Genomic DNA, 20,633 nt, shown 5'->3' on the forward strand with positions numbered 1-20,633 from the left:
GATTGTCTGGTCGTGAGCCCGATGGTGCGATTCTGCCCCTGTCGGCCGCACAGCGTGAGATCTGGTTCGCCGAGCAGCGCCTCGCATCGACGAACAGCGTCTACCGGGTCGGGGAATACGTGCGGATCGACGGCCCGCTCGACACCGCGCTGTTCGAACGGGCGCTGCGGCAGACGGTCGGCGAGGCCGACGCGCTGCACGTCCGGTTCACCGAGTCCGGCGACGACGCCCGGCAGACACTGCGGCAGGTGGCCGACTGGCCGCTGCCGTACGTCGACGCCGGCGGCCGGCCGGACCCGTCGGCGGCGGCGACGGCGTGGATGCGCGAGGACCTCCGCAAACCGATGGACCTCGCCCGCGGGCCGCTGTTCCGGCACGCGCTGATCGGGCTCGGGGACGACCGCCACATCTGGTACCACAGTTACCACCACATCGTCATGGACGCGTTCGGCGCCCAGCTCATCGCCCGGCGGGTGGCGGCGGTGTACACCGCGTTCACCGAGGGGCGGCCGTGCGGCCCGTCGCCGTTCGGCTCCCTGCGCCGGCTGGTCCACAGCGACGCCGTCTACCGCTCCTCCGAACAGTTCGCCCGCGACCGGGCGTTCTGGACCGGCCTGTTCGCCGACCGGCCGCGGACGCCCCGGCTCGTGGTGCCGTCGCGGAGCACGCCGGCCGAGCTGCTGCGCAGCACCACCCGGCTCGGCCAGGACCGGCTGGAGCGCATCCGGGAGATCACCCGCCGGGCCAGGGTGCCGTGGTCCCAGCTGGCGATCGCGGCGGCCACGGCGTACGTGCACCGGATGACGGGCGCCGATGACGTGGTGGTGGGCCTGCCCGTCGCCGCGCGCACGGACGTCGTGGTGCGCCAGACCCCCGGCATGACCTCCAACGTCCTGCCGCTGCGGGTGCCGGTGCGGCCGGACCTGAGCGTCGCCGGGCTGCTGCGCGCGGTGAGCGACCGGGTCCGTGACGTGGTGGCCCACCAGCGCTACCGGGGCGAGGACGTGCACCGGGACACCGCGCTGCCGGACGCGGCCGCCACCCGGTACGCGCCGCTGGTCAACGTCATGTCCTTCGACTACGACCTGCGGTTCGGCGCGCTTCCGGCGACCGTGCACAACCTGTCCTCCGGCCTGGTGGGCGACCTGGCGATCGCCGTGTGGGACCGGCGGGACGGCTCCGGCCTCCAGATCGACCTGACCGCCCACCCGGAGGTCTGCGACCGGCAGACGCTGACGGCCCATCAGGACCGGTTCGTGGCCCTGCTGGACGCGGTGACCGAGGCCGACCCGGACGCCCCGGTCGGCCGGGTCGACCTGCTGACCGCGGCGGAGCGCCGCACGCTCCTGCCGCCCCCGGCCGCCGCGGCCCCCGCGCGCCGCGCCACCCTGCCGGAGCTGTTCCAGGCGCGGGCGACGGCGGGCCCGGACGCGACCGCCGTCTCCCTGGACGGCACCCGGCTGTCCTACGCGGAGCTGAACACCCGGGCCAACCGGCTCGCGCGCCTGCTGATCGCCCGGGGCGCCGGGCCGGAGAAGATCGTCGCGGTGGCCCTGCCCCGGTCCGTCGACCTGGTCGTCGCCCTGCTCGCCGTCACCAAGGCGGGCGCGGCCTACCTGCCGCTGGATCCGGCCTATCCGGCCGCCCGGCTGGCGTTCATGGTGGCGGACGCCGCCCCGGTGCTGGTGGTCACCGACCGGCGGACCGCGCCCTCGCTGCCGTCCGGCGCGCCCGCGCTCGTCCTGGACGAGGCCGCCACGGCCGGCCCGCTCGGCGCGCAGCCGGCGGCCGACCCCGCAGACGGCGACCGGACCCACCCGCTGACCCCCGACCATCCCGCGTACGTCATCTACACCTCGGGGTCCACCGGCCGGCCCAAAGGCGTCCTGGTCACCCACCAGAACGTGGTCCGCCTGTTCGACACCACCCGGGAGCGCTTCGCCTTCGACGAGCGGGACGTGTGGACCCTGTTCCACTCCGCCGCGTTCGACTTCTCCACCTGGGAGATCTGGGGGGCGCTGCTGCACGGGGGCCGCCTGGTCGTCGTCCCGTACGACGTCAGCCGCACGCCGACGCGGCTGCTGCGGCTGCTGGCCGACGAGGGCGTGACGGTGCTCAACCAGACGCCGTCCGCCTTCTACCAGCTGATGCAGGCCGACCGGGAGGAGCCCGCGCTCGGCGACCGCCTCGCCCTGCGCACGGTCGTCTTCGGCGGTGAGGCATTGCGCCCGGACCGGCTGCGCCCCTGGTACGAGCGCCACCCGGACACCGCGCCGGCGCTGGTCAACATGTACGGGATCACCGAGACCACCGTGCACGTCACCCGGCTGGACCTGGACCGCGACCGGGCGGCCGCCGCGGAGACGAGCGTCATCGGCACCGGCCTGGACGACCTGCGCACCTACGTCCTGGACCCGGGTCTGCGCCCCGTGCCGCCCGGTGTGCCCGGCGAGCTCCACGTGGCCGGCGCCGGACTGGCCCGCGGCTACCTGCGCCGCCCGGGACTGACCGGGCAGCGTTTCGTCGCCGACCCCTACGGGCCGCCCGGCACCCGGATGTACCGCACCGGGGACGTGGTCCGCTGGACCGCCGACGGGCTGCTGGAGTACCTGGGCCGCTCCGACGACCAGGTGAAGGTCCGCGGGTTCCGCATCGAGCCCGGCGAGATCGAGGCGGCCCTGGCCGAGCACGAGGACGTCGCCCAGGTCGCCGTGCTGGTGCGCCGGGACCGGCTCGACGACGACCGGCTGGTCGCCTACGTGGTGCCCGCCGCGGGAGCCGGGGTGCGGCCGGAGGAGCTGCGCGCGTTCGTCCGTGACCGGCTGCCGGAGCACATGGTGCCGGCCGCCGTGGTCCCGCTCGACCGGCTCCCCCTCACCCCGAACGGCAAGCTGGACCGGGCCGCGCTGCCCGCCCCGGACCGGGCGTCGCCGCGCGACCCGCACCGGCCGGCCCGGACCCCGCGCGAGCAGGCCGTGTGCGACCTGTTCGCCGAGGTCCTCGGCGTGGACGGGGTCGGGCCCGACGACAACTTCTTCGACCTCGGCGGCCATTCGGTGCTGGCCACCCGGCTGACCTCCCGGCTGCGCACGGCGTACGGGGCCGAGCTGAGCCTGCGCGCCCTGTTCGAGGCGGCGACGCCGGCCGCGCTCGCCCGGCTGCTGGACCACGCGGCACCGGCCCGCCCGCCGCTGGTCCGGCGCGCCCGCCCGCGGCCGCTGCCGCTGTCGTTCGCGCAGAAGCGGCTGTGGTTCCTGCACCGGCTGGACGGGCCGGACGCCACCTACAACACCCCGTTCGTGCTGCGGCTGTCCGGCCCGCTGGACCGGGCCGCGCTGCGCGCCGCCCTCGGCGACGTCGTGGCCCGGCACGAGAGCCTGCGCACCGTCGTCCGCGAGCTGGACGGCGTTCCGTACCAGGTCGTGCTGGAGGACGTCGAGACGCCGTTCACCGCGCGCGGCGGCGACCCGGCGGAGCTGCCGGACCAGGTGACCGAGGCGGTGCGCCGCCGGTTCGACCTCGCCGCCGAGCCGCCCCTGCGGGCCGAACTGATCAGCCTCTCGGCCGACGAGCACGTCCTGCTGCTCGTCCTGCACCACATCGCCGCGGACGGCTGGTCGGTCGGCCCGCTCTCCCGTGACCTGGCCGCCGCCTACGGCGCCCGCAGCCGGGGCGAGCGGCCCGAACTGCCCGAACTGCCCGTGCAGTACGCCGACTACACCCTGTGGCAGCGCGACCTGCTCGGCGACCCGGAGGACGCCGGCAGCGTGTTCGCCGCCCAGGTCGCCTACTGGCGGCGCCAGCTGGCCGGGCTGCCGGAGTGCCTCGCCCTGCCCACCGACCGCCCGCGGCCCGCGGTCGCCTCGCACCGGGGCGACCACCTCGCCGCCGAGATCGACGCCGACCTGCACCGGCGGCTGCTGAAGACGGCACGGGCCGCGAACGCCAGCCTCTTCATGGTGCTCATGGCGGGCCTCGCGGCCCTGCTGTCCCGGCTCGGCGCCGGCACGGACATCCCCGTCGGCACGCCGATCGCCGGGCGCACCGACCAGGCGCTCGACGACCTGGTGGGCCTCTTCGTCAACACCCAGGTGATCCGCACCGACACCGCCGGCGCCCCCTCCTTCGCCGAGCTGGTGGCCAGGGTGCGGGAGACCGCGCTGGCCGCCCACGCCCACCAGGACGTGCCGTTCGAGTACCTGGTCGACGTCCTCAGCCCGTCGCGCTCCCTGTCCCACCATCCGCTCTTCCAGGTGGTGCTGGGGCTCCAGAACGCCACGGACGCCTCTTTCGACCTGCCCGGCCTCCGGGTGCGCTCGGAGCTGGGCCGCACCGGCACCGCCAAGTTCGACCTGTTCCTCAGCCTCACCGAGGAGTACGACGGCGACGGCCGGCCGGCCGGGATCCACGGGCTCGTCGAGTACGCCGACGACCTGTTCGAACCGGAGTCGGTGCTGGCCCTGTGGGACCGCTGGGTGCGGCTGCTCGACGCCGCGGTCACCGACCCCGGGGCCCCCGTCACCGGTGTCGACCTGCTGACCCCGGCGCAGCGGGAGCGGATCCTGCGCTACGGCACCGGTCCCGGCCGGCCGGTGCCGGACCTGACGCTGCCCGCGCTGTTCGAGGCGCGCGCCGCGGCGGAACCGGACGCGGTGGCGCTGGTCGCCGGGGACACCGAGCTGACCCGCTCGGACCTGAACGCCCGGGCCGACCGGCTCGCCCGCCTGCTGCGGGCCCGCGGCGTCCGGCGGGGCGACGCGGTCGCGCTGCGCCTGGAGCGGTCCGTCGACGCGGTGGTGGCGATCCTGGCGGTGCTCAAGGCGGGCGCCGCCTACGTCCCCCTCGACCCCCGGCTCCCCGCGGCGCGGACCGCGCTGATCGTGCGCGACACCCGGCCCGCGCTGCTGCTCACCACCAGGGGCGCCCCCGCGCTCGACGGCGTCCCCCGCCTCGATCTCGACGACCCGGCCGCGGTCGCCGGGCCGGCCGCCGGACCGGCGGCCGGTCCCCGCGTCCCGGCGGCACCCGCCGACGCCGCCTACATCATGTACACCTCGGGCTCGACGGGCCGGCCGAAGGGGATCGTCGTCACCCACGCGAACGTCGCCGCGCTCGCCTCGGACCCCTGCTGGTCGGGCGCCGCGCACGACCGGGTGCTGCTCCACTCGCCACTGGCGTTCGACGCGTCCACCTACGAACTGTGGGTGCCGCTGCTGCGCGGCGGCCGGGTGGTGGTGGCGCCGCCCGGCGACCTGGACGTGCCGACGCTGGCCGGGCTGATCACCGGATCGGGGGTCACCGGCCTGTGGCTGACCGCCGCGCTGTTCGACGTGGTGGCCGAGCACGACCCCGGCTGCTTCGCGGCGGTCCGGCAGGTGTGGGCGGGCGGCGAGGCGCTGTCCCCGGCCGCGGTCGGCCGGGTCCTGGCCGCCTGCCCCGGAACGGCGGTGGTCAACGGCTACGGCCCCACCGAGACCACCACCTTCGCCACCAGCCACACCCTGCGCGAGCTCGCGCCGGACGCCCCGGCCGTGCCCATCGGCCGGCCGCTGGCCGGTACCCGGACCTACGTCCTGGACGCCGGTCTGCGCCCGGTGCCCGAGGGAGTCGTCGGCGAGCTGTACATCGCCGGGTCGGGGCTGGCCCGCGGCTACCTCGGGCAGCCCGCGCTGACCGCGGGGCGGTTCGTCGCCGACCCGTTCGGACCGCCCGGCGCCCGCATGTACCGCACCGGCGACCTGGTGCGCTGGAACGGCGCGGGCGTGCTGGAGTTCGCGGGGCGCTCGGACGACCAGGTCAAGATCCGCGGGTTCCGCATCGAACCCGGCGAGATCGAGGCGGTGCTCACCGGGCATCCGGACGTGGTCCGCGCCGCCGTACTGGCCCGCCCGGACCGCACCGGCGGTGCGCGGCTGGTCGCCTACCCGGTGACGGAGGCCGACCCGGCCGCGCTGCGCGCGTACGCCGCCGAGCGGCTGCCCGACTACATGGTCCCCGCGGCCTTCGTCCCGCTCCCCGCGCTCCCCCTGACCCCCAACGGAAAGGTCGACCGGGCCGCCCTGCCGGAACCCGTCCTGCCCGCGACCGGCCGCCGGGACCCCGGCACGCCCCGCGAGAAGCTGCTGTGCGAGCTGTTCTCCCAGGTCCTCGGCCTGGACCCGGTCGGCGCCGACGACGACTTCTTCGCCCTCGGGGGCGACAGCATCCTCTCGATCCGGCTGGTCTCCCAGGCCCGCGCCGCCGGTCTGGACGCCGGCGTACGGGACGTCTTCGAGCACCGGACGGCCGCGCGCCTGGCGGAGGCCGTCGGCGATCTGACGGCACCGCCCCCGGCCGGGGACGACTCCGGGACGGGCGACGGGCCGGTCCCGCCCACCCCGATCATGTGCTGGCTCCAGGACCGCGGCGGCCCGGTCGACCGGTTCTCCCAGTCCCTGCTGCTGCGGACACCCCACCGGCCGGACCGGGAACGGCTCACCGCCGCCGTCGGCGCGCTGACCGACCGGCACGCCGCCCTGCGCGCCCGCCTGACGGAGGAGCCGGACACGGACCGCTGGGCCCTGGAGATCCGCCCCGCGGGCGAGGTGGACCCGGCCGGCCTGGTCCACGTGGTGGACCTGCCGTCCACCGGACCGGACCGCGCGAACGACGCGCATGAGCGGTCCGCCGACGCCCTGCGGGCGGCCGTCGAGCGCGAGGCCGAGGCCGCGACGGACCGGCTCTCGCCCCGGGACGGCCGGATGGCCCAGTTCGTCTGGCTGGACGCCGGGCCTGGCCGGGAGGGCAGGCTGCTGATGGTGATCCACCACCTCGCGGTCGACGGGGTCTCCTGGCGCATCCTGGTGCCGGACCTGCTGGCCGCGCTGGACGGGACCCCGCCGCCCCCCGTCGGCACCTCCGTGCGCGCCTGGTCACGCACCCTGCACACGCGGGCCCGGCAGCCCGGGACGGTGGGCGAACTGGCCTGGTGGACGCGGACGGTGGGGGAACCGGACCCCCTGCTGACCGCACGCGCCCTCGACCGGGCACGGGACGTGACCGGCACCGCCGCCCGGTTCACCGCCACCCTGCCGCCCGACGTCACCGAGCCCCTGCTCACCGGCGTGCCGACCGCGTTCCACGCCGGGGTCCAGGACGTGCTGCTGGCCGCGCTGGCCCTGGCGCTCGGCCACTTCCGCCGGGAGCGGGGCCGCGGTGAGGGCGGCGCCGTCCTCGTCGACGTGGAGGGGCACGGCCGCGACGAGGACGGCAGCGGGGCCGATCTCTCCCGCACGGTGGGCTGGTTCACCAGTCTGTACCCGGTCCGGCTCGACCCCGGCGCGCACGCGTGGGAGGACGTGACCGCCGGCGCGCCCGGCACGGGAGCCGCGGTCAAACGGGTCAAGGAGCAGATGCGCGCCGTCCCCGCGCACGGCCGGGGATTCGGCCTGCTGCGCTACCTGAACCCCGACACCGCGGCGGAGCTGGCCGGCGCGGCCGTGCCCCAGGTCGGCTTCAACTACGTGGGCCGGTTCCCGGCGCCCGGCACCCCGATCGTCCGGGAGCACCCCGAGTGGCGGGTGGCCGGCGAGATCGGGCTGGTCGGCGGCAGCGACGCCGCCCTTCCCCTGGCGCACGGCCTGGAGGTCGACGCGGCGGTGCGCGACCACCCGGACGGGCCGCGCCTGACGGCCACCTGGCGGTGGGCTCCCGGGATGTGGCCCGAGGCCGACGCCCGGGCCGTCGCGGAGTACTGGTTCCAGGCCCTGCGCGGCCTGGCGCGGCACGGCTCCGAGCAGGGGGACGGCGGCTTCACCCCGTCCGACTTCCCGCTCGTCGGACTCGCCCAGCACGACGTCGAACAGCTCGAGGACATGTGGAGGACTCGGTAATGACCCGCGGCAACCTGGTCGACATCCTCCCGCTGACACCGATGCAGGAGGGCATGCTCTTCCACGCGCTGTACGACGTGGACGGTCCCGATGTGTACATGGTGCAGCAGGTCTTCGACCTCACGGGTCCGCTGGACGCGCGGCGGCTGCGTACCGCGGCGCAGGCGCTGGTGGCCCGGCACCCCAACCTGCGCGCGGCGTTCCCGCAGGTGACGGACGGTCAGCCGGTGCAGCTGATCCCGGCCGAGGTGACCGTGCCGTGGACCGAGGCGGACCTGAGCGGGCTTCCGGAGGCGCAGGCGCGCGCGGAGCTGGACCGGCTGGGCCGGGAGGACCACCGCCGCCGCTTCGACCTGGCGCGGCCCCCGCTGCTGCGGTTCACGCTGGTCCGGCTCGCGGCGGAGCGGCACTGCCTGCTGCTGACCAGCCATCACATCCTGCTGGACGGCTGGTCGACGCCGATCGTGGTACGGGAGCTGTTCACCCTGTACGCCCGGGACGGGGACGCCGCCGCCCTGCCGAGGGTGACGCCGTTCCGGGACTATCTGGCCTGGCTGGGCCGCCAGGACCGGGCGGCGGCCGAGGAGGCGTGGCGGCGGGAGCTGGCCGGTATGGACCAGGCGACCCGGGTGGCCCCGGCCGATCCGGCGCGCGTCCCCCGGCTGCCCGAGCGGGTGGTGACCGAGGCGCCGCAGGAGCTGACCGCGGCGCTGCGGGCGCGGGCGCAGGAGCTCGGGGTGACGGTGAACACCCTGCTCCAGGCCGCGTGGGGGCTGACGCTGAGCCGCACGACCGGGCATCGGGACGTGGTGTTCGGCGCCATCGTCTCCGGCCGCACCCCGCAGCTGCCCGGCGTCGAGTCGATGGTGGGGCTGTTCATCAACATCGTCCCGGTGCGGGTGCGGGTCGCACCGGGACGGTCGTTGTCGGAACTGGTCGGCGAGGTGCAGCGCGCCCAGTCCGCACTGACCGCCCACCACCACCTGGGGCTGTCGGACATCCAGCGGGCGGCGGGTGTGCCGGAGCTGTTCGACACGATGATGGTGTTCGAGAACTACCCGTGGGACGGGCCCGCCCAGAACGCCGCCGCCGGGCTGGACGCCGGGGTGCGGGTCGCCCCGGCCCTGGAGCGCGGCCGGGACGCCACCCACTATCCGCTCACCCTCGTCGCCGCACCGGGCCGGCGGCTGTACCTGCGGCTGGACTACCGCGACGACCTGTTCGACCGGGCGACCGCGCAGGCGCTCCTGGACCGGCTGCGCCTGGTCCTCGCCGCTGTCGCCGCGGACCCCGGCACGCTCACCGGCCGGGTCGACGTGACCAGCGCCGAGGAGCGCCGTCTGCTGCTGGAGACCTGGAACGACACCCGGCGCGACGGGGAGCTGCCGCTGCTGCCGGACTGGTTCCAGGCGCAGGTCGCCGCCACCCCGGACGCGTCCGCCGTCCGCTTCGGCGACGAGACCCTGTCGTACGCGGAGCTGAACCGGCGCGCCAACCGGCTCGCGCACGCCCTGATCCGGCGCGGCGTCGGGCCGGAGAGCATCGTCGCGCTCGCCCTGCCGCGCTCGCCCGCCCACATCGTCGCGCTGCTGGCCGTCGTCAAGGCGGGCGCCGCCCACCTGCCGCTCGACCCGGACCACCCGGCCGCGCGCATCCGGTACATGCTCACGGACGCCCGCCCGGCCGTCGTGCTCACCGGTGCCGGGACCCGGTCGGCGGTCCCGGACGACGACCCGACCCCCCTGCTGGTCCTGGACGATCCGCGCACCGCCGCCCTGATCGCGGACGGCCCGGACACCGACCCCTCCCCCGCCGAGCGGCCGGGGCCGCTGACGCTCGCGAGCCCGGCGTACGTCATCTACACCTCGGGGTCGACGGGCCGGCCGAAGGCGGTGCAGATGACCGGGCTGGGCGTGGCGAACATGCTGCGCTGGCACCACGGCCAGCTCGGCGGCGGCCCCGGCACCCGGACCGCGCAGTTCACCGCGATCAGCTTCGACGTGTCGGTGCAGGAGGTCCTCTCCGCGCTGCTGTTCGGCAAGACGCTGGTGGTGCCCGACGAGGACACCCGCCGCGACCCGCGGCGCTTCGCCGCCTGGCTCACCGAGCACCGGGTGAACGAGATCTTCGCCCCCAGCACCGTCCTGGAGTCCCTCGCCGAGGCCGCCGGCGAGGCGGGCCTGGACGTGCCGTCGCTGGGGCAGATCGCGCAGGCCGGTGAGGCGCTGACCCTGAGCCGGCGGATGCGCGCCTTCCACGAGCACACCCCGCGCCGTCTGCACAACCACTACGGGCCCACCGAGGCCCAGGTCCTCACCGCCCACACCCTGCCCGACGACCCCGCGGCCTGGCCGGCCGCCGCGCCGCTGGGCCGGCCCGTCGACAACGTGCGCGTCTACCTCCTGGACCACGCGCTGCGCCCGGTGCCGCCCGGCGCCACCGGCGAGCTGTACACCAACACCCCCGGCCTGGCCCGCGGCTACCTCGGCCGGCCCGCCCTGACCTCCCAGCGGTTCGTCGCCGACCCGTACGGCCGGCCCGGCGACCGCATGTACCGCACCGGCGACCTCGCCCGCTGGACGCCGGACGGCCACCTGGAGTTCCTGGGCCGCGCCGACGACCAGCTCAAGGTCCGCGGCTTCCGCATCGAGCCCGGCGAGATCGAGGCGGCCCTGACCGGGCACGCCGACGTGGCGCAGGCCACCGTCCTCGTGCGCCAGGACCGGCCCGGGGACCAGCGGCTGGTCGCCTACGCGGTGCCCGTCGCGGACCGCGCGCCGGACCCGCACGCCCTGCGCGGCTTCCTGCGCGACCGGCTGCCCGACTACATGGTGCCCGCGGCCGTCGTTCCCCTCCCCGCCCTCCCCCTCACCCCCAACGGCAAGCTCGACCGCGCCGCCCTGCCCGCCCCGGACCTCACCCGGGCCGGGGCCGGCCGCGACCCGCACACCCCGCAGGAGCAGATCCTGTGCGACCTGTTCGCACAGGTCCTGGGCCTGTCCCGGGTCGGCGCCGACGACGACTTCTTCGACCTGGGCGGCCACTCGCTGCTCGCCACCCGGCTCGCGGCCCGGATCCGCGCCACGTTCGGCGCGGAGACCGGGGTGCGCGCCGTCTTCGAGGCCCGCACCCCGGCCGGGCTGGCGCAGCGGCTGGACGACGGCGGCCCGGCCCGCCCGGCCCTGACCCGGCGGGACCGTCCGCAGGTGCTGCCGCTGTCGTTCGCCCAGCGGCGGCTGTGGTTCCTGCACCAGCTGGAGGGGCCGAGCGCGACGTACAACATCCCGCTCGCGCTGCGCTTCACCGGGGCTCTCGACCACGCCGCCCTCCGGGCCGCCCTCGGCGACGTCGTCGCCCGTCACGAGAGTCTGCGCACCCTCTTCCCGGAGACCGGCGGCGTCCCCGCCCAGCACGTCCTCGACCCCGAGCGGGCCGTCCCGCCGCTGCCGGTCACGCCGGCCACCGGGGAGAGCCTGCCGGGCCTGCTCACCGCGGCGGCCCGGCACGCGTTCCGGCTGGACGCCGAGTGCCCGGTGCGGGCCGAGCTGTTCGCGCTCGCGCCCGACGACCACGTGCTGCTCCTGGTGCTGCACCACATCGCCGGCGACGGCTGGTCGCTGAACCCGCTGGCGGCCGACCTGACCCGCGCCTACGCCGCGCGCGCCGAGGGGCGGGAACCCGCCTGGCGGCCCCTGCCGGTCCAGTACGCCGACTACACCCTCTGGCAGAACGACCTGCTCGGCGAGCACGACAACGACGACAGCCTGCTCGCCCGGCAGGTCGCCTACTGGCGGGCCGCGCTGGAGGGCCTGCCCGAGCAGGTGACGCTGCCGGGCGACCGGCCGCGCCCGTCGGCCGCGTCGTACACCGGTGACTACGTCGAGGTGGGGCTGGACGCGGACCTGCACCGCGCCCTGGCCGGGCTGGCCCGGCGCAACGGCACCACGGTGTTCATGGTGCTCCAGGCCGGGCTGGCCGCGCTGATGACGCGGATGGGCTGCGGCACGGACGTCCCGATCGGCAGCCCGATCGCCGGGCGCACCGACCAGGCCATGGACGACCTGATCGGATTCTTCGTCAACACCCTGGTGCTGCGCACCGACACCTCCGGCGACCCGACGTTCACGCAGCTGCTGCGGCGGGTGCGGGACACGGCGCTGAACGCGTACGCCCACCAGGACGTGCCGTTCGAGTACCTGGTGGAGGTGCTCAACCCGGCCCGTTCGCTGGCCCACCACCCGTTGTTCCAGGTGATGCTGGCGTTGCAGAACGCGCCGGAGGGCAGGTTCGAACTGCCGGGTCTGGAGGTCGCCGTCTCCCAGGCGCGCACCGGCACCGCCAAGTTCGACCTGTTCTTCAGCCTGGTGGAGCGCACGACGCGGGACGGGGCGCCGGCCGGCATCGAGGGTGCGGTGGAGTACGCCGGCGACCTGTACGAACCGGCCACGGTCCGCGCCCTGTTCACGCGCTGGCGGCGGCTGCTGGCCGCCGTCGCGGACGCCCCGGACCGGCCGATCGCGGACGTCGACGTGCTGACGGCCGCCGAGCGGGAGCAGGTGCTGCGCGGGTGGAACGACACCTCGGTGCCGGTCGCGCCGCGGCCGCTGCCGAGGCTGCTGGAGGAGCGGGCGGCGGCGGCGCCCGACGCCGTCGCCGTGGTGGCCGACGGTGCCACGCTGACGTACCGCGAGCTGGACGAGCGGGCGAACCGGCTGGCCGGGGAGATCCTGGCGCACGGCGGCGGGCCGGGCACGGTGGTCGCCCTGGCGCTGCCGCGCACGGAGGTGCTGCCCGTCGCGCTGCTGGCGGTGCTGCGGGCCGGCGCGGCCTATCTGCCGCTCGACACCGACTACCCGGTGTCCCGGCTGGAGTTCATGCTGCGCGACGCCCGGCCCGCGGTGCTGCTCACCACCCGGGCCGCCGGCAAGCTCGTGCTCGACGCCGACGCCGACGCCGACGGCCCGGCGCGGATCACGCTGGACGATCCGGGGACGGTCGAGGCCCTGGGCGCGCGCCCGGCCGTCCCGCCGCGGGTCCGTCTCGCGCCGCGGCAGCCGGCGTACGTCCTGTACACCTCGGGGTCGACCGGCACACCGAAGGGCGTGGTCGTCCCGCACGAGGCGCTGGCGAACTTCCTGCACGCGATGGGGCGGCTGGTGCCGCTCACCTCGCAGGACCGGCTGCTGGCCGTCACCACGGTCTCGTTCGACATCGCCGCCCTGGAGATCTGGCTCCCGCTGCTGCGGGGCGCCCGGGTCGTCCTCGCTCCCCGCGACGTGGTGCGGCAGCCGTCGGCGCTGCTGGAGCGGGTGGCGACGCAGGGGATCACCGTCATGCAGGCGACGCCGTCGCTGTGGCAGACGCTGGTGGCGCACGACCCGGCGCCGCTGCGGGGCCTGCGCGTCCTCACCGGCGGCGAGGCGCTGCCCGAGCGGCTGGCGGCGGAGCTGGCGGAGCTGGGCGAGGTGCTGAACCTGTACGGGCCGACCGAGACGACGATCTGGTCGACCGCGAGCCGGGAGCCGGGGACGCGGCCCCCGCTGATCGGCACGCCGATCGACAACACCCGGGCGTACGTGCTCGACGCGCGCCTGCGGCCGGTGCCGCCCGGTGTCGTCGGGGACCTGTACCTCGCCGGGACCGGTCTGGCCCACGGCTATCTGCGCCGGGCGGGCCTGACGGCCTCCCGCTTCGTGGCCTGCCGGCACGGGGCGCCGGGTGAGCGGATGTACCGGACCGGCGACCTCGCCCGCTGGACCGGCGACGGGCGGCTGGAGTTCGCCGGCCGCGCCGACGACCAGGTCAAGCTGCGCGGCTTCCGGATCGAACCCGGCGAGATCGAGCGCGTCCTCGGCGGGCAGCCCGGGGTGCGGCAGGCCGCCGTCACCGTGCGCGAGGACCGGCCCGGCGACCGGCGGCTGGTGGCGTACGTCGTGCCCGGTGCCACGCCGGACGCGCGCGAGGAGGGCGCGGAGCGGCACCAGCTGGAGGACTGGCGGCTGCTGTACGACTCGGTGTACGCGGGGGCCGCCGAGGCGCCGTTCGGGGAGGACTTCGCCAGCTGGAACAGCAGCTACACCGGTGAGCCCATCCCGCTGCCCGAGATGCGGGAGTGGCGGGAGCACACGGTGCGGCGGATCCTCGGCCTCCGGCCGCGCCGGGTGCTGGAACTCGGCGTGGGCACGGGCCTGCTGCTGTCCCGGATCGCGCCGCACTGCGCGGAGTACTGGGGCACCGACTTCTCCGAGCACGTCGTCGGGGAGCTGGGCCGGCACGTGGCGGCCGACGCGGCGCTGCGCGAGCGCGTCACGCTGCGGGTCCAGGCGGCGCACGATCCGGGCGGGCTGCCCGCCGGGCACTTCGACACGATCGTGCTGAACTCCGTCGTCCAGTACTTCCCCAGCGCCGACTACCTGACCGAGGTCCTCACCACCGCGGCCCGCCTGCTGGCGCCCGGCGGCACGCTGTTCGTCGGCGACGTGCGCAACGTGCGGCTGCTGCGGGCGCTGAAGGCCGGCGTCCACGCGCACCGGGCGTCCGGGCCGCCGGACCTCGCCGCGCTGCGCCGCGAGGTCGAGCACGACCTGATGACGGAGAAGGAACTCCTCGTCGACCCGGACTACTTCGCCGCGGTCGCCGAGCGCCTGCCGGGCATCGGCGCGGTGGGCGTGTCGCTGAAGGAGGGCTCCTACGACAACGAGCTGAGCCGCTACCGCTACGACGTGACGCTGCACCACCGGGACGCGCCCACGACCGACGTCGGGGACGCCCCCGCGGTGCCCTGGGACGAGCTCGGGGACCTGGCGGCCGTCCGGGCGCACCTCGCCGAGCGGCGCCCGGAGCGGCTGCGGCTGACCGGTGTCCCGAACGACCGGGTCGCGGCCGAGCTGGCGCTGGCCGAGGCGATACGCACCGGTGACGGACCGGTGGTGCCCGCGCCCGCCGTGGACCTGGCGGACCTGCACCGGCTGGGCGCGGAGCTGGGCTACCGCACGGCGGCGGCGTGGTCGTCGCATCCGCGGCTGGTGGACTTCGTGCTGGCCCGCGGGGACGCCCCGCTCACCGGCACCTGCCCGCCGGTGTCCGCGCCCGGTCCGCGCACCGGCCTGTCGGCTCTCACCAGCGACCCGATGGTGCCGCGCACCAGCGGCACCCTGATGGCGCGGCTGCGCCGGCACGTGGAGCGGACGCTGCCGTCCCCGATGGTGCCGAGCGCGTTCGTGCCGGTCAGCGCGCTGCCGCTGACCGCCAACGGCAAGCTGAACCGGGCCGCGCTGCCCGCGCCGACGCTGACCGCGGGCGGCACCGGCCGCGATCCGCGCACCCCGCAGGAGCAGATCGTGTGCGACCTGTTCGCGCAGGTCCTGGGGCTGCCCCGGGTGGGTGCCGACGACAGCTTCTTCGAGCTGGGCGGGCACTCGCTGCTCGCCACCCGGCTGATCGCCGCGGTCCGCGCCACGTTCGGCGTGGAACTGGCCCTGCGGGCGCTGTTCGAGAACGCCACCCCGGCGGCGGTGGCCGCCCGGGTGGACACCGCGGCGCCGAGCCGGCTGCGGCTCGCCCGCCGGGCCCGGCCCGAGCGGCTGCCGCTGTCGTTCGCCCAGCGCAGGCTGTGGTTCATCCACAAGCTGGAGGGGACCGGCCCGGCGTACAACATCCCGCTCGCGCTGCGCCTGACCGGGTCCCTGGACCGGAGCGCGTTGCGGGCGGCCCTCGCCGACGTGGTGACGCGCCACGAGAGCCTGCGCACGGTCTTCCCGGAGAGCGGCGGGGTGCCGTGGCAGCGGGTGATGGACCCGGCGCAGGCGGCTCCCGCGGTGGAGGTGGTGGGCACGGACCAGGAGGGCCTGGCCGCGCGGCTGGACTCCGCCGCCCGCCAGGGCTTCGACCTGTCCGCCGAACCGCCGCTGCGGGTGCGCCTGTTCGCGCTGTCCGCCGAGGAGCACGTGCTGCTGCTGGTGGTGCACCACATCGCCGGCGACGGCTGGTCGCTGAACCCGCTGGCCCGTGACCTGGCCCGGGCGTACGAGGCGCGGTGCCGGGGCGAGGCCCCGTCGTGGGCGGCGCTGCCGGTGCAGTACGCCGACTACACGCTGTGGCAGAACGAACTGCTGGGCGACCGGGGCGACGCGGACAGCCTCTTCGCCACCCAGCTCGACTACTGGGTGCGGCGCCTGCGCGCCCTGCCGGAGGAGCTGCGGCTGCCCGCCGACCGTCCGCGGCCGGCCGTGGCCTCCTACCGGGGCGACTACGTCAGGGTCGGCATCGACGCGGAGCTGCACCGGCGGATCGCGGAACTGGCCCGGGAGTCCGGCGCGACGGTGTTCATGGTGCTCCAGGCCGGGCTCGCGGCGCTGCTGTCCCGGCTGAGCGGCAGCACGGACATCCCGATCGGCAGCCCGATCGCCGGGCGCACCGACCAGGAACTCGACGACCTGGTGGGCTTCTTCGTCAACACGCTGGTGCTGCGCACCGACACCTCGGGGCGGCCGAGCTTCCGGGAGCTGATAGCCCGGGTGCGCGACACCGCGCTGGGCGCGTACGCCCATCAGGACGTGCCGTTCGAGTACCTGGTGGAGCGGCTCAACCCGCCGCGCTCGCTCGGCCGGCACCCGCTGTTCCAGACGATGCTGGCGCTCCAGAACGCGCCGGCCGGTTCCTTCCGGCTGCCCGGGCTGCGCGTCGACATCGAACCGGGGCGCACCGGCTCGGCCAAGTTCGACCTGTTCTTCAGTCTGTCGGAGCACCTCGACGGCACGGGCGGCGCGCAGGGCATCACCGGGGTCGTCGAGTACGCGAGCGACCTGTACGACGCCGGCACGGTGACCGGCCTGTTCGACCGCTGGGTGCGGCTGCTGACGTCGTTGGTGGCGGCGCCGCACCGGACGATCGGTTCGGCCGATCTGCTCACCGCGCGGGAGAGCCTGCTGCTGGAGCGGCACAACGACACCGACCGGCCGGCGGCCGAGGCCGGTCTGCCCGAGCTGTTCGCCGCCCGGGTCGCCGAGCGCCCCGACGCACCGGCCCTGGTGCACGGCGACCGCGAGATCGGCTACCGCGCGCTGCGCGACGCCGCCGAGGACGTCGCGGCGGTGCTGGCGCGCCGCGGTGTGCGCCGGGCGAGTACGGTGGCGCTGCTCATGCCGCGCTCCCCCGGCCTGGTCGCCGCGGTCCTCGGCATCCTCGGGGCGGGCGCCGCCTACGTGCCGCTGGACCCGCGCCACCCGGCGGCCCGGACGCGCGCGGTGCTGGCCGAGACCGGGGCCCGGGTCCTGGTCACCGACCGCGCCCCGGCGCCGGAGTCGCTGCCCGAGGGCACGACGGTCGTCCTCGTCGGCACCGACCTCGGTGACGGGTTCGTACCGCAGGAGGAGGAGGGGGCGCCCTTCCCCGCCCCGGCCGGCCGGCCGGGCCCGGACGATCTGGCGTACATCATGTACACCTCCGGCTCCACCGGCAGCCCCAAGGGCATCGGGGTCACCCACCGCAACGTGGCCGAGCTGGCGGCCGACCCGCGCTGGCGCACCGAGGCCCAGCGGCGGGTGCTGCTGCACTCGTCACCGGCGTTCGACGCGTCGACGTACGAGCTGTGGGTGCCGCTGCTCACCGGCGGCACCGTCGTGATCGGCCCGGACGGCGAACTCGACCTGCACGTGCTCGCCGACACGATCGTGCGGCAGCGGGTCACCGGTCTGTGGCTGACCAGTTCCCTGTTCACGCTGGTCGCCGAGAGCGTGCCCGAGTGCCTGGCCGGGGTCCGGCAGGTGTGGACGGGCGGCGAGGCGGTGTCGCCGCACGCGGTGCGCACGGCGCTGGCGGTCTGCCCCGGCCTGGTCGTCGTCAACGGGTACGGGCCGACCGAGACGACCACCTTCGCCGCGAGCTGGCCGGTCGACGCGCTGCCCGCCGACGCCACGTCGGTGCCGATCGGGCGCCCGATGGCCAACACCCGGCTGTACGTGCTGGATCCGGAGCTGCGCCCGGTCCCGCCCGGGGTGGTCGGCGAGCTGTACATCGCCGGCACCGGTCTGGCCCGCGGCTACCCGGGCCGGGCGGAGCTGACCGCGCGGCGGTTCGTCGCCGACCCGTTCGGCAAGCCGGGCGCGCGCATGTACCGGACCGGGGACCTGGTGCGGTGGACGGCGGACGGCGCGCTGGACTACGTCGGGCGCGACGACGACCAGGTCAAGCTGCGCGGGTTCCGGGTCGAGCCGGGCGAGGTGGAGGGCGTGCTGCTGCGTCATCCCGGCGTGGGGCAGGCGGCGGTGCTGGTCCGCGAGGACCGGCCGGCCGACCCGCGCCTGGTGGCGTACGTGGTCGCCGACCCGGAGGCCGCGGAGCACGACGAGGCGGCCGAGCAGGACCAGGTCCAGGCCTGGCAGGGGATCTACGAGTCCCTGTACGCCGCGCCGACGGCCGCGTTCGGCGAGGACTTCTCCGGCTGGAACAGCAGCTACGACGCCGCGCCCATCCCCCTGGAGGAGATGCGGGAGTGGCGTCGCGAGACGGTCGCCCGCATCCGGCGGCTGCGGCCGCGCCGGGTGCTGGAGATCGGCGCCGGTACCGGCCTGCTGCTGTCACGGCTCGCCCGGGACGCGCGGGAGTACTGGGCCACGGACTTCTCCCCCGCGGTCGTCGAGACGCTGCGCGGACACGTGGCGGGCGATCCGGAGCTGCGCGACCGGGTGCGGCTGCGGGTCCTGGCTGCCCATGACGCCGGGGATCTGCCGCGGGGACACTTCGACACCGTGGTGCTGAACTCGATCGTGCAGTACTTCCCGAGCTCCGAGTACCTGCTGCGGGTGATCGAGTCGGCCCTGCGGCTGCTCGCTCCGGGCGGCGCCCTGTTCCTCGGCGACGTACGCGACCTGCGTCTGCACCGCATGCTCACCTCCGCGGCGCTGGCCCGCAGGGTGCACGACCGGCACGACCGCGCGAGCCTGCGGCGGGCCGTCGAGCGCGCCCTGGTGATGGAGAAGGAACTGCTCGTCGCGCCCGAGCTGTTCGCCGGGCTGGGCGAGCACGTCGGCGGCCTCGCGGGGGCCCGCGTCGAGGTCAAGCGGGGCACCTTCCACAACGAGCTGACGCGGTACCGCTATGACGTCACGCTCTTCAAGGAGGGTGGGGCGCCGCTCGTCTCGGCGCGCGAGGTGCCCGTCGTCGCCTGGGACGACGCGGCGGGGCCGGCCGGGCTGGAGGAAATGCTGCGCCGGGCGCGGGTGCCGCTGCGGGTCACCGGGGTGCCGAACGAGCGCCTGGCCGAGGACGCGGCCGTCGAGGCGGCGATCCACGAGCACGACCCGGAGGTCGCGGGCGGCGCCCCGCCGCTCGCGGCGTTCGACGAGCTGGCCGGCCGGCTCGGGTTCGCCGCGCACGTGACCTGGTCGGCCGACCCCGGCCGCCTGGACGTGGTGTTCACCGATCCGGAGTCCGCCCCCTCGGTGGTGGATCTGTACCGGCCGCGGTCCCCGCTGGGCACCGGTACGCCGGTGACCCGTTGGGTGCGGGCGCCGCTGACCGCGCGGGCGGCGGGCGCGCTGGTGGGCAGCGTGCTCGACCACGCCCGGCGGCACTTGCCGGAGTACATGGTGCCCAGCGCGGTGGTGCCGCTCAGCCGGCTGCCGCTGACCCGCAACGGCAAGCTGGACCGTTCGGCGCTGCCCGCCCCGGACCTCGGCTCCGGCCCGGACGGCCGTGCTCCGCGGCTGCCGCAGGAGGAGCTGATGTGCGAGCTGTTCGCCGAGGTGCTCGGTCTGCCCCGGGTCCGGGTCGACGACGACTTCTTCCAGCTGGGCGGCCACTCGCTGCTGGCGGCCCGGCTCAAGGCCCGGATCCGCGCGGCCTTCGGCGTGGACGTGGGACTGCGCGCGCTGTTCGAGACGCCGACCCCGTCCGGCATGGCGGAACGCCTCCGGGACGGCGCCCCGGGCGACGGCTACGAGGTGCTGCTGCCGCTGCGCCCGCGCGGCGGGCGGGAGGCGCTGTTCTGTGTGCATCCCGGCGGCGGCATCAGCTGGTCGTACGCCGGTCTGCTGAGGCACCTCGACCCCGAGCGGCCGGTCTACGGGCTCCAGGCGCGCGGTCTGGGCAAGCCGGAACCCCGCCCGGACACGCTGGAGGCGATGGCGGCCGACTACGCCGACGAGATCCAGCGGGTCCAGCCCGCGGGCCCCTACCATCTGCTCGGCTGGTCGTTCGGCGGAGTGGCGGCCTACGCGGTGGCCGTGGAACTGCGGCGGCGCGGGGAGCGGGTGGGGGTGCTCGCCGTCGTGGACGCCTGCCCGGGCTGGAAGGGGCTGACCCACGACGACGTGCCCGAGCTGGACGAGGAGGACCTGCACGAGCACCTCGCCTACCTCGTGGGGCTCGTCGACGAGTCGTTCGCGCTCGGCGAGGGGGAACGGCTGACGTTCGAGCGCACCAACGAGATCCTGCGGCAGCGGGGCAGCGCGCTGGCGAACCTCGGGGAGGAGCAGCTGCGGGCGATCATGGAGATCTCCGCCAACAACACGCGCCTGCTCATCGACTACCGCCCCGAGCGCCTGTCCGGCGACCTGCTGCTGCTGACCGCCGCCGACCAGCAGGACCCGGCGGAGACGCACCGCGCGTGGACGCCCTGGGTGGCGGGGCGCATCGAGCGGCACGGCCTGCCGGGCGAGCACGGCACCCTGCTGAACCGGGAGGCCTCGCTGGAGGCGATCGGCCGGCTGGTCGGGGAGAAACTCGCCGCGTACGCCGACGGCCGGGACTGACCGGTGCCGT

The 20,633-nt window shown here is 76.0% G+C and carries 2 protein-coding genes; both read left to right on the top strand.

The annotated features are described in order from the left end of the window. Positions 1-2: 2 nt before the first annotated feature. A complete protein-coding gene (locus tag ACIF8T_RS23975) occupies positions 3-7,871 on the top strand; it encodes an amino acid adenylation domain-containing protein (RefSeq protein ID WP_400038140.1) in 7,869 nt (2,622 codons plus the stop codon). Continuing rightward, on the top strand, positions 7,871-20,623 hold the full coding sequence (locus tag ACIF8T_RS23980; protein ID WP_400038141.1) for an amino acid adenylation domain-containing protein: 12,753 nt from the start codon (positions 7,871-7,873) through the stop codon (positions 20,621-20,623). The genes ACIF8T_RS23975 and ACIF8T_RS23980 overlap by 1 nt, the downstream gene beginning before the upstream one ends. Positions 20,624-20,633: the final 10 nt, after the last annotated feature.

This window comes from Streptomyces sp. NPDC085946 (genome assembly GCF_044540485.1).
Lineage (GTDB): Bacteria > Actinomycetota > Actinomycetes > Streptomycetales > Streptomycetaceae > Streptomyces.

What these genes read in the sequence shown, in the direction of transcription:
- ACIF8T_RS23980 (WP_400038141.1), top strand. Translation starts at nt 7,871, where the DNA reads ATGACCCGCGGCAACCTGGTCGACATCCTCCCGCTGACACCGATGCAG.